The 12,645-nt window shown below is 67.2% G+C and carries 18 protein-coding genes; 8 read left to right on the top strand and 10 right to left on the bottom strand.

All coding sequences use genetic code 11. The features are described 5' to 3' along the window. Positions 1-78 precede the first annotated feature (78 nt). Entirely contained in the window at positions 79-732 is a 654-nt protein-coding gene (locus DEJ27_RS16505) for a hypothetical protein (protein WP_110862668.1), read from the bottom strand. A gap of 176 nt (positions 733-908) precedes the next feature. On the opposite strand from DEJ27_RS16505, the gene DEJ27_RS16500 reads away from it, so the two are divergent. After that, the gene (locus tag DEJ27_RS16500) at positions 909-1,355 is read left to right on the top strand and encodes a MarR family winged helix-turn-helix transcriptional regulator (RefSeq protein ID WP_146238622.1); all 447 of its coding nucleotides are present in this window, start codon (positions 909-911) and stop codon (positions 1,353-1,355) included. A gap of 23 nt (positions 1,356-1,378) precedes the next feature. On the opposite strand, the gene DEJ27_RS16495 is transcribed toward DEJ27_RS16500, so the two are convergent. The 6 genes from DEJ27_RS16495 to DEJ27_RS16470 form a co-directional block, all read right to left on the bottom strand. Then, positions 1,379-2,335, bottom strand: a complete 957-nt coding sequence (locus DEJ27_RS16495; RefSeq protein WP_258370393.1) for an NAD-dependent epimerase/dehydratase family protein — start codon at positions 2,333-2,335, stop codon at positions 1,379-1,381. A gap of 11 nt (positions 2,336-2,346) precedes the next feature. Next, positions 2,347-2,907: an MOSC domain-containing protein gene (locus DEJ27_RS16490; protein WP_111091473.1), complete on the bottom strand. Its 561-nt coding sequence runs from the start codon at positions 2,905-2,907 to the stop codon at positions 2,347-2,349. A 71-nt stretch (positions 2,908-2,978) separates the two neighbouring features. After that, on the bottom strand, positions 2,979-3,398 hold the full coding sequence (locus tag DEJ27_RS16485; protein ID WP_027466888.1) for a MauE/DoxX family redox-associated membrane protein: 420 nt from the start codon (positions 3,396-3,398) through the stop codon (positions 2,979-2,981). 54 nt (positions 3,399-3,452) lie between these two features. Further along, positions 3,453-3,935 (bottom strand): hypothetical protein, encoded by a 483-nt coding sequence (locus DEJ27_RS16480; RefSeq protein WP_111091472.1) that lies wholly within the window; start codon positions 3,933-3,935, stop codon positions 3,453-3,455. Positions 3,936-4,593: 658 nt separating this feature from the next. Beyond that, complete coding sequence (locus tag DEJ27_RS17865) at positions 4,594-4,734, bottom strand: hypothetical protein (protein WP_181430183.1); 141 nt, start codon at positions 4,732-4,734, stop codon at positions 4,594-4,596. Between the two features lie 623 nt (positions 4,735-5,357). Further along, a complete protein-coding gene (locus DEJ27_RS16470; protein WP_181430182.1) occupies positions 5,358-5,801 on the bottom strand; it encodes a MarR family winged helix-turn-helix transcriptional regulator in 444 nt (147 codons plus the stop codon). Between the two features lie 83 nt (positions 5,802-5,884). Between DEJ27_RS16470 and DEJ27_RS16465 the strand changes: the two genes are divergently transcribed. From DEJ27_RS16465 to DEJ27_RS16455, 3 genes are all read left to right on the top strand, one after another. Next, on the top strand, positions 5,885-6,289 hold the full coding sequence (locus tag DEJ27_RS16465; RefSeq protein WP_111091469.1) for a nuclear transport factor 2 family protein: 405 nt from the start codon (positions 5,885-5,887) through the stop codon (positions 6,287-6,289). Between the two features lie 392 nt (positions 6,290-6,681). Next, positions 6,682-7,182 carry a hypothetical protein gene (locus DEJ27_RS16460; protein WP_146244713.1) on the top strand — a complete coding sequence of 167 codons (501 nt, stop codon included), beginning with the start codon at positions 6,682-6,684 and terminating at the stop codon, positions 7,180-7,182. 163 nt (positions 7,183-7,345) lie between these two features. After that, entirely contained in the window at positions 7,346-7,534 is a 189-nt protein-coding gene (locus DEJ27_RS16455) for a hypothetical protein (RefSeq protein WP_111091467.1), read from the top strand. A 16-nt stretch (positions 7,535-7,550) separates the two neighbouring features. Here DEJ27_RS16455 and DEJ27_RS16450 read toward each other — a convergent pair whose 3' ends face one another. Beyond that, on the bottom strand, positions 7,551-8,180 hold the full coding sequence (locus DEJ27_RS16450; protein ID WP_111091466.1) for a TetR/AcrR family transcriptional regulator: 630 nt from the start codon (positions 8,178-8,180) through the stop codon (positions 7,551-7,553). Positions 8,181-8,265: 85 nt separating this feature from the next. On the opposite strand from DEJ27_RS16450, the gene DEJ27_RS16445 reads away from it, so the two are divergent. From DEJ27_RS16445 to DEJ27_RS16430, 4 genes are all read left to right on the top strand, one after another. Beyond that, the gene (locus DEJ27_RS16445; RefSeq protein ID WP_111091465.1) at positions 8,266-8,676 is read left to right on the top strand and encodes a nuclear transport factor 2 family protein; all 411 of its coding nucleotides are present in this window, start codon (positions 8,266-8,268) and stop codon (positions 8,674-8,676) included. Continuing rightward, positions 8,676-9,089 carry a DUF6640 family protein gene (locus DEJ27_RS16440; protein ID WP_111091464.1) on the top strand — a complete coding sequence of 138 codons (414 nt, stop codon included), beginning with the start codon at positions 8,676-8,678 and terminating at the stop codon, positions 9,087-9,089. The genes DEJ27_RS16445 and DEJ27_RS16440 overlap by 1 nt, the downstream gene beginning before the upstream one ends. After that, on the top strand, positions 9,086-10,018 hold the full coding sequence (locus DEJ27_RS16435) for an NADP-dependent oxidoreductase (protein ID WP_111091463.1): 933 nt from the start codon (positions 9,086-9,088) through the stop codon (positions 10,016-10,018). Before DEJ27_RS16440 ends, DEJ27_RS16435 begins: the two co-directional genes overlap by 4 nt. 84 nt (positions 10,019-10,102) lie before the next feature. Further along, positions 10,103-10,471, top strand: coding sequence for a DoxX family protein (locus DEJ27_RS16430; protein WP_111091462.1), 369 nt, complete (start codon positions 10,103-10,105; stop codon positions 10,469-10,471). A 187-nt stretch (positions 10,472-10,658) separates the two neighbouring features. Here DEJ27_RS16430 and DEJ27_RS16425 read toward each other — a convergent pair whose 3' ends face one another. Then, a complete protein-coding gene (locus tag DEJ27_RS16425; protein WP_111091461.1) occupies positions 10,659-10,892 on the bottom strand; it encodes a hypothetical protein in 234 nt (77 codons plus the stop codon). Between the two features lie 330 nt (positions 10,893-11,222). Beyond that, positions 11,223-12,587, bottom strand: coding sequence for a replicative DNA helicase (dnaB, locus tag DEJ27_RS16420; RefSeq protein WP_031260130.1), 1,365 nt, complete (start codon positions 12,585-12,587; stop codon positions 11,223-11,225). Positions 12,588-12,645: the final 58 nt, after the last annotated feature.

Here is a 12,645-nt window from a genome sequence, read left to right as displayed (position 1 = left end):
GGGTCCGCCCAGCGACACCGGTCTGGGGGAGGGGTGATGGGGGTCGGATCAGGCCGGATCAGGCCGGTTCGGGCCGGATCAGGCCGTGAAGGTCCAGGTCATCGGGACCGAGGCGGCGAGGCCCTGGTAGGTGTTGCCGGCCGAGGAGTCGAGGGTCACCGCGAAGTTGAAGGGGACGGTCGCGCCGGCGGCCGGAGCCTGCGGCATCGTGAAGGCCGACGCCGCCGCACCCTTGAAGCTGGCGAGGGTGCCGCTGAACACGGTGGTCGAGCCGGAGGTGATGACGAGGTTCATCTTGGCGCACAGGTCGGTCGCGGTGCCGTTGGCCGAACCGTTCGCCGACTGGGTGCAGGTGGCGCCCGGGTTGAGCGTGAAGGTGCTGGCGTTCGCGGTGCCCGTGTTCTTGATCGAGATCGCGGTGTTGACCGTGTTGCCCGGGGTCATCGTCGTGCTGCCACCGAACTTGTTGATCGTCGAGCAGGTCGCCGAGTTCGTCGAGACCGATCCGCCGTCCGTGCTGAGGCAGGTGACGGTCGCGCCGGCGTTCTGCTCCTGCATGATCAGCGTGCCGCTGGCGGCGGTGTTGCTGCTGTTGGTGATGCTCGCCGCGAACCCGGAGAGGGTGCCGGTGAGCGAGAGGGAGAGCAGGACGGCGGCGAAGATACCCGCGAGGAGCGCCACGGGGGCGAAGCGGACCCGCTTCAGTGCGGAGGTGCGGAGCTTGGTGGACACGGGGTACCTCTTCGTTCGGTGGTGGTTTCAGGAAGTTGGGGGAAGCAAGACCTTCGGGCTGTTTTGCTTCAATGGTTAAGATAGTCACTGGTTCACCAAGTTGACCACTCGTATACTTACCCCAGTGCGGGGGACGGCTCTTGTCCCCCCGGTACCCGACACGGAAGCAGGCCCTCGTGGCAGCAGTACGAAGCGACGACGAAGCGGCTGACCTCATGGCCGCGTTCACCGCCGTCGTGCGCGCGAACGCGAGTCTGGTGAGTCAGCTGAGCGCCCGTGCCGGCGTGCACGAGAACGCCCTCCGTGCCCTGGTGCTCATCAGTGACACCGGGTACTCCACGCCGACCGAGGTCGCCGGGTACCTCGGGCTGACCTCGGGCGCCGTGACGAACATGATCGACCGGATGAGCACCGCCGGCCTGCTCGAACGCGCACCGAACCCGTCCGACCGTCGAGGCTCCCTGCTGCGGCTGCTGCCCCCGGGCGACGACGTCGTGGCGGACTACCGGGAGCGGTACGCCGCGATGCTCCGGGCCGTCGACGGGGCGCACAACGGGGAGCTGCACGAGGTGCTCAACGACCTGGCGACGAGTCTGTACGAGCAGGCTGCCGCCGCGTCCTGATCTCGCTCGTGGGGATCGTGCGTCTACCTGGTGTGGATCGCCCGTTCCTCTGTCGAGGTGAGGCCGGCACGGCGTTGGCGATCCGTCCCGCGGGCACGCTCGTCCTCGAGCACCCGCACGACGGTGTCCCGGAGGGGTCGGGTCACCCCGCCGGCGTCCGTGAACGCCACCGCGGAGCGCTGCGCGAACCCGACCTCCGACACCGGGATCCACAGGGGGAGCGATCGCGGTCCAGCCCAGTAGGCCACGTCGTGCGCAAGCAGGACGTCGTCGTCGACCACGACCAGCTCGTCGTCGAACCCGGTGACCTCCGCCACGCACCGGAAGAAGTCCTGCATCGGCACCGGAGCACCGACGGCGTTGACCGTGCCGACGAACCCGTCGCGCCCGGCCCGGACGAGCCAGGCCGCGAGGTCCGCGACGTCGATCACCTGGACGAACCGCTCCGCCGTCGTCGGCACCAGCACCGGCCCACCGCGATCGAAGCGTGCCGGCCAGTACCCGAACCGGTCACTCGGGTCGCCGGGCCCGACGATCAACCCCGGGCGTGCGATGAGCAGCCGTGACCCGAGCCGGAGCCGCGTCATGCGCTCGGCGAGGACCTTCGCGTCGGCGTACGCGGACGGGTCCTTCGGCTCCACCAGCCGGGCGGACTCGTCGGCGCGCGGTTCGTCGTTGTCCGCGTACACCGAGACCGTCGACACCAGGGTCCAGTGCGCGGCCCGGTCGGCGAGGGCGTCGAGCGCCGGGGCGACGAGTTCGGGGGCGTGGGCGAGCTCGATCACTTCGTCCCAGTCGCCGATGGCCTGTTCGTACGCGCCCGCCAGGGCTCGATCCGCCTGGACGAAGCGTGCTCCCTCGGGAACACTGCCGGTCGTGCCCCGGGCGAGGCAGGTGACGTCGGCACCCTCGGCCAACAGCTCGTCGACGATCGTCCGTCCGAGCCAGCCGGTTCCACCGAGTACCAGGACGCGTCGCACGGGCTGCGTCATCAGACGGGCTGGAGCGGTCGTCGTTCGCCGGCGGGGAGCTCGACTCGGATGCGATCGCCCGGCCGGACCGTTCCGCCGGTGAGCACGACGCTCATCACGCCGCCCTTGCGTTCGACCGTGCCGTCCTCGGCGCGACCGAGCACGGCACGCAGGAGCCCCGGCTCGAAGCCGTTGATCTGCTGGCACGGGTTCCGCAGCCCGGTGACCTTGACGGAGGCATCGTCACCGAGGTGCAGCACCGTTCCCTCCGGCAACCCGAGCAGGTCGATGCCGCTCGTCGTGACGTTCTCGCCCATCTGGCCCGGCTCGACGCTGAACCCGGCCTCGGCGACCTCGTCGAACAGCTCGGCGTGCAGCAGGTGGACCTGGCGCAGGTTCGGCTGCGAGGGGTCACGGGCGACCCGGGAGCGGTGCTGCACGGTCGTGCCGGCGTGGGCATCACCCTCGATGCCCCACCCCGCCACGAGCGTCACCGCGTCGACCAACGGCTTGCTGAACCGGTGCTCGCCGTCCTTGCTCACCGCGGTCACGCGCGGCTGGTCCATGTCGTCCCCACTCATGGGGCCGATTCTGCCCCATGGTCGCGGCGGCGCGAGTGCAGCGTCGGTCAGCGGCGCTCGCGCAGCGTTGCTCAGCGGCGCTTGCGCAGGGCGTTGGTCGCCCACAGCGAGACGGCGATGAGCACGGGCTGGAACAGCAGGCGGACGAAGCGCTTGGTGTCGGTGTCCAGGCCGAACCCGTCGCGGTGGTGCATCCACTGCGCGATGTTGCCGGGGAAGACCGCCAGGAAGAACACCGCGACGACCCACCCGACGGTCACCTGTCGCCGTGCCAGGAGCATCAGCGCAGCCCCGAGCGAGATCTCCACCACGCCGGAGGCGATCACCGTGACGTCGGTCGGCAGCGGCACGAACTTCGGCACCTGCGCCTGGAACTCCTCGCGCGCCACCGTCAGGTGGCTGATGCCGGCCCAGGTGAGCATCGCGCCGAACAGGATGCGGACGATGGTCCGGGGGCGGGTGGAGCGGACTGCGGGGGTGCGGGTTGCCATCGGGGTGGTGCCTCTCACGGTCGTGGTGGGGTTCGGTGGAGTGGGGAGCCGAGGTCAGTGGCTGCGGCTGCGGACGACTCGGCGTCGGCGTGCGGCCTCGAACGTGATCGCGGCAGCGGCGGCACCGAGCGTGAGCGCCCGGGCGACCGGACGGCCGCGGGTCGAGGTGAACACTCGCAGCCCGCCGACGAGTGCGAGTGCCCCGGCAGCACCGGTCGTGGTCGTCACCTGCCGGTCTTCGAGGTCGATCACGAACCGGGTCGCGCCGAGGGCGGTCGCCGCGATGGTGGAGCCGATGCCGACCAGGTCGATCCCGGGGGCACGGCGGAACGCTGCAGCAGCGAGTCCGAGCCCGGACAGGACTTCCAGAGCCGGGACGCCGAGTGCGTGCGGGACGCCCGGCTCGAAGCCCCGGCGCTGCATCTGCTGGGCTCGTGCGCGCAGTTGGGTGCGGCGAACCGTGGTGATGCCGTGCCCGGCGAGCAGGCCCCCGGTGACGACGTCGATCCAGCTGGTCAGTTTTACGTTGTGCTCCATTAGATTGTGCACAACCTAACACGTCGATGTGCCGTCGAACTCCGACGGACAGCCGACCCGGTGCTCCTCGCGTCGGCAGAGAAAGGATTAGCGCTCAGGTGCGCTCGTGTGGGCGGCCGGTGATCACGGGCCGGACCGGTTCAGCTGTCGTCATCATTCGATCAGAGGAGCGATACGTGCAACCAGCTTTTGCGATCCTGAAGGCGAAGGCTCACCCGGGCACCTCCCGTGCCAAGGCTCGGCCACCGTGGGTGGCCGGGCTTCGTCGCCGTCGGTTCTCGGGCGGGCTTGGCCCGAGCGATCCCGCACGCCGATCAACTACCGGGCGGCGCGGGAGCGGAAGAACTAGCCTGAGAAGGCGGCTGGACGAGGGATAACCTCGGGTTCCGATCGATCGGAGCGTCGTGTTCACCCCTACCTCTCACTACCTGGCAGTGATGACCCCTGGCGGAAGCATGCCGTTTCCCATTTGGATCGTCATCGTCCTGGCGCTCGTGGCGGTTGGCGGGGTCCTCGCCTTCACACGAGGACGACGCAAGTGACGTCATTGGCCTGGCCCCAGCCGGCACGATGCGGGGCGGTTGGCTCCATGCTCACCCGAACCCCTACCCCGGTGTGGTGAACATCCCGATTAGCACCCGGCGGCGGCGAGCACCCATCAGCTGATGATGATCGGGAACCACGGAAGCTTTTCCCGGTAGAGCTCGCCTGTTCGGCGGTAGTCGACGAGGTAGTAGACGATGCCGCTCGCGAACGGCAGTGCGCCAATGATGAACAGGGTGATAGCGAGAGAACGCATGCTTTCGATCTTGCCGAAATGGTCGCGTGTTCGCCGCCGACACCTTGACGTATCGCGGCCTCCCGGCGTCTCCCGGTAGTCGATCGGCTACCGGTCGTGAGTCACTCCAGGAGCGATTGCACCGCGTTCCAGAGGTCCATCTGCTTCCCGCCGGCGAAGAGCGCTCCAGCCTTCTTGAATCGGTAGGTCGTAGCGCCTGGCATGCCCGCCCCGAGCAGACGCACATGACCTACCTGGCGGCCATCCTCTGCGCTGAACACATCCCAGTCCGACGGCGCACCAACAGGAGGGCCCTGACACGCGACGACGACCTGTGGCCAGCGTTCGTCTCAACCTCGAACTGTTGCACGTGGTCCAGGTCCGCATCGCGGCCCTGCTGCTCGCCTTGGACGGTCACCAGTCGGATGTTCGCCTGCATACCGGAAGGATCCCACCAATCCCCATGCGCGCCCGGTCAACGATCCCCTACCGGGCGGGGCCACGCGGGCCCGGTCGCGTTCGTTGAGCCACCGGCTTACGGAACATCGCTGCAGGTTGCCTGCTGGATTTATCCGGCGGGCAGTCACGGGAGGAGCGCCGTCGTCGCGATGACAAGAGTCGCTGCCGGGTCGAAGGGCCTGCAGCTAGTGGGCGACTTCAGTGGTGATGAGATCGAGCAGCCGCTTCAACGTCACCCGTTCCGCTGAGGTCAACTGAGCCAGTAGCTGGTCCTGCGCCGCCGCGAAAGCGGGGTCAAGCCGCCTGAGGAGCTCCGTCCCCGCGAGCGTGTTCTCGAGCAGGTTGCGTCGCACGTCTACGGGGTCAGGACGCCGCGTGACCAAGCCGAGCTGCTCGAGCCGGGCAGCGTACCCCGAGAGGTCTTTGCGGTCGATCCGGACGCGTCGGCCGACTTCGGCTTGGCTGAGCGGACCAGCCGCCTCGAGCACGGCAAGGATCGGGTACGCCGCCTTCGGGACGCCGGCCTCGGTGGTGAGCTCCGACACGACGCGTGTTGCTCGCGCCGCAGCCTCGACGAGCAGCCAGCTCGGGAGCGAACTCAGTCGCTCCGGAATCTCCCGGTCAGCCATGTTCTCCACGGTAGGCGAAACTCTCTCTTCCATGTATCGTTGGGTTTCCAACGTTGGGATCCCAACAGTAAGAGAGGCTTTTCATGTCAAGCACACCGTCCGACATCATCTCCCGCATCTTCGCCGCCATCGACGACCACCGCTTCGACGATCTCCACCAGATGTATGCGAGCGACGTGGAGGCGACGACGGTCATGGGTGTCACTGTCGGCGCCGACTTGGTGGTCGAGCAAATCCGCGCCGTTCACGAACCGGTGGTCGCCACGCAGCACCTCATCTCCGGCGTCCTAGCCGATATCGCGGGAGACCAGGCGGAAGTTCGCGGCAACGTCACCGCAATCTTCTGCGACGAGGCGCACACGCCGGCTTTCGAGGGATCGAACGTCTGGCGCGGCCGCCTGACCCGTCACGGCGACACCTGGCTCGTCACGTCGTTCTCCATCAACCTGGTGTGGGCGCGCGGGACGTTCCCCCAGCTGCAGGCGTGACCACCGCGAACCGCCCCGACTGTCGCGCCGCACCACTCCGTCTTCAGACACCGCGGATCCCCACTCGCTGCTGGTCCGACCGACGTCCGTACGACTTCGAACGGGCCGTTGGAAGGATCCCACGGCCAGCGGTCGCACGGCGGGGTTCGGTCACCGACTCGTCCGAAGTCCGGTCCTGGTAGCCACTGGCCGGTAACGGATCGGCCAACGAACGTCGGGGCTTTGCCCTTCAAAGCCTCCGCGGCGCAGGAGCCAGTGCCGGGACTTGGACGGATCCCGCAGGCCGCCGGCCGCTGCTAGTTTCTGCATTGAGGGGAAACATGAAACGAAGGACACGAACAGCACGGACGGTCGTCATTGCATCCGCCGTCGCGGCGACCATCAGCCTGACCATGGCCACCGCAGGCTGCACCGATGGAGGACCGGCACCAAAGGCGTCTCCGTCCGCCACCCGGACGTCGGTTGCTCTTTCCGTCGACCCGATCGAACTGGCATCCCGGCACTTCGCCGTCCTCGCGCGTCCCGCCACATCCGCCGACGCGCTCCCCGATGACGATGTGTTCGAGCCGGAGGAGATCGTGCCGGACAGTCAGCGCTTCGTCGTAGAGCGGGACGCAACCAGGTACTGGATCGCCGCCACAGCGAGCGGTGGTGTGTGCTTGATCGCCCGGAACGGAGATCCGAACAGTGCCGGGAACTGGGCAGTCTCCGCCGGTCGAACAGTCGAGCCAGCGACCGTCGTCACGAGCATGATCGATGATGCCGGCCACCAGACGGCACTCGTGTCGGATGGGTATACGGCGTCCGACCCCTCCGGGTTGCACGAACTCGCAGCGAATGTGTGGACCGGGAACCTCGACCCGAACCTGCGCGAGGACGTCAGCGACGGCTGACCGCGCGACCGAGCATCTCGGTCTCAGAAGACAGCGGCACGGTCACCGCAACGGTGCTCCCACAGTCCGTGTCCGGCAGTCGATCCACTACCGGTCGCGGGTCTCGAGAGCGTTTCCGTTTGCACGTCACGGCCGTTTTGGCGTCGTCAAGCCGCGCTCGCGCGTGAGCGCTGCGCTTGTCGTGGCTGCGCTGGTGGCCGTGGGAACAGGCATCATCGCGTTCTTCTGGATTGCGATGATGCTCGCTGATCAAAGAGCGACGACGCCGTTCCTGGGCATCCTTGTTCCGCTCGGCCTGGGAGTGCTCGTATTCGGCCTCTCCCTACTCGTCCAGACGAGGACCGCCCAGTAGACGATCGCGAGCTTGACTAGTTCGAGCCTGCAGATTGCATGGCAAGTGCTTTCCGGAAGGCAGCTGCGGTCCCTTCCACCAGGTCGGCGGGGTCGCTGGCCAGGATCCGACCGCTGTTGTAGCAGGCGACCCCGAGTTGCCCTGCGATGGTGGCGACGTCAACGGGGGCGTTCTGCATGATGAGCGCCTTCGTGAACTCGTTCGCGATGTACTGGTGCTTGACCGCTTCGCGCGCCCGCAGCTCCTCGTGCGCGTCGAGAAGCATTGTGTGCCGCCGGTACGTGGCGAGGTCCGAGATCGCTTGTGCGCAGAGTTGGAGGACAAGCGGTTCGAGCGCACTCAGGGCGTCTCCGAGGGTTTGCACGGGTGGCGCGGGGTCCCAAAGAGCGGATGCAACGGTAGTGATCGCGTCGAACATGGACTGCTCTTTGGCGAAGACGACTTCCGTCTTGTCGCCGAAGTGTCGGAAGAACGTCGTCCGGCCGACCTCGGCCCGTTCGGCGATGTCCGTGACCGAGACCGCGTCGAAGCCTCGCTCGGCGAACAACTCATCTGCGGCGTCGATGATCCGGCTCCGCGCGGCACGCTGCTTCCGTTCGACCAGGGTCAGCGGGGTCGTGTCTGCTTCGGCGGTTGGTTCGGCCACGGCTTCATCTTACCAGCATGTGCCGGACTTGGTTCCAACTTGAACGGGGTGTGCTACGGTACTGAGTACCAAACAAGGAGGAGCAATGCTCTCTGCAGACGATCGCTTTCAAATCTCCGAGACTCTCTCGCGCCAGGCGTTCGTGGTCGACGAGAACGCCCTGGATCAACTCCGTGAGGTGTTCACCCCCGACGCCACGTACGACATGACCAGTTCCGGGATGGGCGCCTTCGAGGGTCTGGACGCCCTGCGAACCGCGGCGGGGGAGCTGTTCGCCTCCGGGCACGCACCGCTGTCGCACTTCGTGACGAACATCGTCATCTCGGAGACGGGGGAGTCGACGGCGTCGGTGCGGTCCAAGGGACTGATGATCATGGCTCACGGCGGCGTGCACGGCGTCGTCTACGACGACACGGTCGTCCTGCACGAAGGCCGCTGGCTGATCGCGAGCCGCGTCATCCTGCCCCTCCGTACGGGATCCAGCGATGAGCACTGATGCGCATGGCGACGCTGGGCAAAGTCCTGGTCTCCGCGACTGCGGCGGCGCAGATGGTCGGCCCGTACGTGTTCGACTTCAACGAAACGCACATCTACAACGACTCCTGGCCTCCGCACGCGAAGTTCCACAACGCGCAGACCATGAGTTCCGGCGTCGCGTTGTCGATGGCGACCCTGGTGAACTTGTGGCGGCCGGGCTCCGGCCGCGTGGGCGTGGACGCTGCCGCGTTCGCGGCGAGCACGTACTGGCTCAGTCAGCTCTCGGCGTTCTTCTACCCGGGAACGGCAAGCGTGGACCCGCCCGGTGAGGACAATTGGCCGCAGCTCAAGTTCACCATCCCCATGCTGACCGTGATCGGCGTCGGCTGGTTCCTCGCAGGCCGCGGGCTCGCTGGGACCAGGCGGCGATGAGGCGCCTGCAGTACCACCGCTACGGCGGTCCCGACGTCCTGGTGTTGGAAGACGCGGCCATCCCGCAACCAGGTCGACGCCAGATCCTCGTGCGCGTGCGTGCTGCATCGGCGAACGCCATGGATTGGAAGATCCGTAACGGCGAGATGCGGGTCATGACCGGCAGGAAGTTCCCACGCGGTGTCGGCCACGATTTCGCCGGTGTCGTCGAACAGGTCGGAGAGGGCGTCACCCGCTTTCGGGTAGGCGACGCGGTCCTCGGCGCGGCGCGCCTGCAGCATGCAGGAGCGTTCGCGGAGTTCGTGATCGCCAACGAGCGATCCGTCGCTTCCAAGCCCGACGACCTCTCCTTCGAACATGCCGCAACCCTGCCGGTGGCCGGCCTCACCGCCTACCAGGCGGTCACTGCGGCCGGCAAGCTCCGACCTGGACAGCGCATTTTCATCAACGGCTGCCTCGGCGGAGTTGGACGAATCGCCGTCCAGGTCGCACTCGCGGCAGGCGCGACCGTGGCCGGCAGCTGCCGGTCGGGAACGGAAGCCGAAGCCCGCCACCTCGGCGTCGACCCAGTCGTCACGTTCGACACAGATCCTGTTCCGTACACCGGCCGGTTCGACGTGGTCTTCGACACGGCAGGGACCCTGCCCTACGGCGTCGCACGCCAGATGCTCACCCTCCACGGATGCATCATCGACATCGTCCCCGCGGCATCAAAGTTCGCCCGAAGCGTCCTACCCGGCCCCTACAACGCGTTCATGGCCCGCCCCGACAGCGACGACCTTCAGCGCGTCGCCGACGCCGCCCGACGAGGCGAGATCGTCACCCGCATCGCTCGTGCCGTCACCCTCGACGACGCCATCCCCGCCCTCGCGGAGCTGGAAACCGCCCCCACCTCCGGCGGCGGAAATCTCGTCATCACCATCGACTGACCTGCGGGGTTGACCCCCGCCGCGGCGACGCTCCTCGATCGAGCACCCCGTTGGACACCATCACCCCACCTGGAGATACAACGCATGGCCATCACTTTTTGGATCGTTGCAGGTCTCGCCGCAGTCGCCTTCTTCGGCGCAGGCCTGATGAAGCTGATCCGCCCAATATCGGCCCTCAAGGAAGCCGGAATGGGCTGGATCGAGGACTACTCCAACACCACCGTCAAGCTCATCGCCCTCGCAGAAGTCGTCGGAGCAACCGGTCTCGTCCTCCCCATCGCGACCCGGATCGCCCCTGCCCTCAGCCCCGTCGCCGGCGTCGCCCTGACCGTGATCATGGCCGGAGCGATCGCTGTTCACGTCCGCCGCAAGGAATCTCCCATTGCGGCAATCGTCCTGACCGCGCTGCCCCTCGCCGCCGCGATCCTCGGCTTCATTCTCGTGTTCTCGTGAGCCTGCAGCCGGTGTGCAAGTGGCTGTCGCAGACAGACAGCACTGCCACGTCGGCGCAGCTCCACGATCTGGAGATCGTGCGCATGTAGCCATGTTCGGCCGCCCGTCAGCCGGTCGTCCAGCGGGATACGGCCGACCTCGGCGCTAGCTAAGCAGGGCGCCCAGATAGACGATCCTCGACCGGCCCCTACCTCCCGCGCTTCCGCTTGATCCAAGTGCCGAGCCCTTGCGCGAACACGACGGCCCCACATACGACGAGCACACCGACCAGCACCGGCGTCGGAATCATGTTCAGAGGTCCTTGATTCACGCGATCTTCCGGAACCGCGACCACCGGTCCGACGACGACGCCCATGATGACGAAAACCGCCCCGAGCCCCATCTCTGCGACCGGATGGGGTGAGTTGAAGAACTCAGCCATCCGATGCCTTCCTGTCCTCGAACTTCGCGCCCTGCGAGCGCACGACCGATCAAACCATGGTGTCCCGGTAGCCGGTACTCCAGCGGACAACGGGTGCTTCCGGGCTGCTCCGGACTCCTACGGCCCTGCTCCGGGGCGAACCCGTCCCACATAGGTGGTCCGCGAACCATCTCACTTCCCGCACGCCATACGGACGCCTCGCGACGCACGAAGACCTAGCCGACCCCTAGTCAGCGTGGCCCGTCCGTACTCCGAACATCGTGTCCACGTCCGTATTTCAGACACGTTGCGTGGCAGTCGGACAAGTTAGCTGGCGGACGACACGAACGCCTACTGCGGCATGTCGACGAACCGCGAGAACATCCCGTGGAACGCCACGGTGATGGTGTCCGTCGGTCCGTTACGGTGCTTCGCCACGATCAGGTCCGCCTCACCCTGACGCGGGTTGTCCTTCTCGTACGCCGACTCACGGTGCAGCAGGATGACCATGTCGGCGTCCTGCTCGATGGAGCCGGACTCACGAAGGTCGGAGATCGCCGGCTTCTTGTCGGCACGCTGCTCCGGACCACGGTTCAGCTGCGACAGGGCGATGACGGGCACCTGGAGCTCCTTGGCCATCAGCTTCAGGGCACGCGAGAACTCGGAGACCTCTTGCTGGCGGCTCTCGACCTTCTTGCCCGAGGTCATCAGCTGCAGGTAGTCGATGACCACGAGCTTCAGGTTGTGCTGCTGCTTGAGTCGACGGCACTTGGCGCGGATCTCGACGAGCGTCATGTTGGGGGAGTCGTCGATGAAGAACGGGGCGTCGTTGATGCGACCGCGGGTCTGCGCGATGGTGGTCCAGTCGCGAGAGTCCACGGTGCCCTTGCGCATGTTCTGCAGGGGCACGCTGGTCTCGGCGGACAGCAGACGCATCGCGATCTCGGCGCGACCCATCTCGAGCGAGAAGAAGGCGGCGGTCTGGTCGTGCTTGATCGCGGCGGCGCGGCACAGGTCGAGTGCGAGCGTCGACTTACCCAGGGCGGGTCGGGCGGCGACGATGATGAGCTGTCCGGGGTGGAACCCGTTCGTCAGGCCGTCGAGCTGCGCGAACCCGGTCGGCACGCCGGTCATCTGGCCGTCGCGGCCCTTGGCGGCCTCGATCTCATCGAGCGCGGCGGAGATGGCGTCGGTCAGCGGGACGTAGTCCTCGGTCTGCACACCACCGGCGACGTTGTAGACCTCGGCCTGCGCGCTGTTGACGAGGTCGGTGACCTCACCCTCCGACGCGTAACCCATCTGGACGATGCGCGTGCCGGCGTCGACCAGGCGACGGAGCACGGCCTTCTCGGCGACGATGCCGGCGTAGTAGCCGGCGTTCGCGGCGGTCGGCACCATGCTCGTGACGCTGTGCAGGTACTCGGCGCCGCCGGCGCGGGACAGCAGACCGGTCTTGGTCAGCTCGTCGGTGACGGCGATGACGTCGGTGGGTTCACCGTGCGAGTAGAGCGACAGGATCGCGTCGAAGATGACCTCGTGCTTGGGGACGTAGAAGTCCACACCGCGGGCGGTCTCGATGACGTCGGCGACGGCGTCCTTCGACAGGAGCATGCCACCGATGGTCGACTGCTCCGCGAGCATGTCGTGCGGCGGGGTGCGTTCCATGCCGCGCTCCGCGTAGTCCTGCGGTGCGGGCTCAAGATGTGCGATCGACACACGCTCTCCTCTGTTGACGACACGGACCTGAACCGGCGGGACAGCACCCACCGGCGGG

It is taken from the genome of Curtobacterium sp. MCPF17_018, assembly GCF_003234135.1.
In the GTDB taxonomy this organism is placed as follows: domain Bacteria; phylum Actinomycetota; class Actinomycetes; order Actinomycetales; family Microbacteriaceae; genus Curtobacterium; species Curtobacterium flaccumfaciens.
Note: the sequence above shows the minus strand (reverse complement) of the source record. Positions and strands in the feature narration are given on the sequence as shown.

Bases quoted from the DNA above. Each gene is read 5' to 3' on its own strand.
- DEJ27_RS17865 (WP_181430183.1), bottom strand. From the start codon at position 4,734: ATGCGTTCTCTCGCTATCACCCTGTTCATCATTGGCGCACTGCCGTTC.
- DEJ27_RS16445 (WP_111091465.1), top strand. From the start codon at position 8,266: ATGCTCTCTGCAGACGATCGCTTTCAAATCTCCGAGACTCTCTCGCGC.
- DEJ27_RS16490 (WP_111091473.1), bottom strand. From the start codon at position 2,907: ATGAGTGGGGACGACATGGACCAGCCGCGCGTGACCGCGGTGAGCAAG.
- DEJ27_RS16465 (WP_111091469.1), top strand. From the start codon at position 5,885: ATGTCAAGCACACCGTCCGACATCATCTCCCGCATCTTCGCCGCCATC.
- DEJ27_RS16435 (WP_111091463.1), top strand. From the start codon at position 9,086: ATGAGGCGCCTGCAGTACCACCGCTACGGCGGTCCCGACGTCCTGGTG.
- DEJ27_RS16425 (WP_111091461.1), bottom strand. From the start codon at position 10,892: ATGGCTGAGTTCTTCAACTCACCCCATCCGGTCGCAGAGATGGGGCTC.
- DEJ27_RS16470 (WP_181430182.1), bottom strand. From the start codon at position 5,801: ATGGCTGACCGGGAGATTCCGGAGCGACTGAGTTCGCTCCCGAGCTGG.
- DEJ27_RS16460 (WP_146244713.1), top strand. From the start codon at position 6,682: ATGGCCACCGCAGGCTGCACCGATGGAGGACCGGCACCAAAGGCGTCT.
- DEJ27_RS16430 (WP_111091462.1), top strand. From the start codon at position 10,103: ATGGCCATCACTTTTTGGATCGTTGCAGGTCTCGCCGCAGTCGCCTTC.
- DEJ27_RS16480 (WP_111091472.1), bottom strand. From the start codon at position 3,935: ATGGAGCACAACGTAAAACTGACCAGCTGGATCGACGTCGTCACCGGG.
- DEJ27_RS16440 (WP_111091464.1), top strand. From the start codon at position 8,676: ATGCGCATGGCGACGCTGGGCAAAGTCCTGGTCTCCGCGACTGCGGCG.
- DEJ27_RS16485 (WP_027466888.1), bottom strand. From the start codon at position 3,398: ATGGCAACCCGCACCCCCGCAGTCCGCTCCACCCGCCCCCGGACCATC.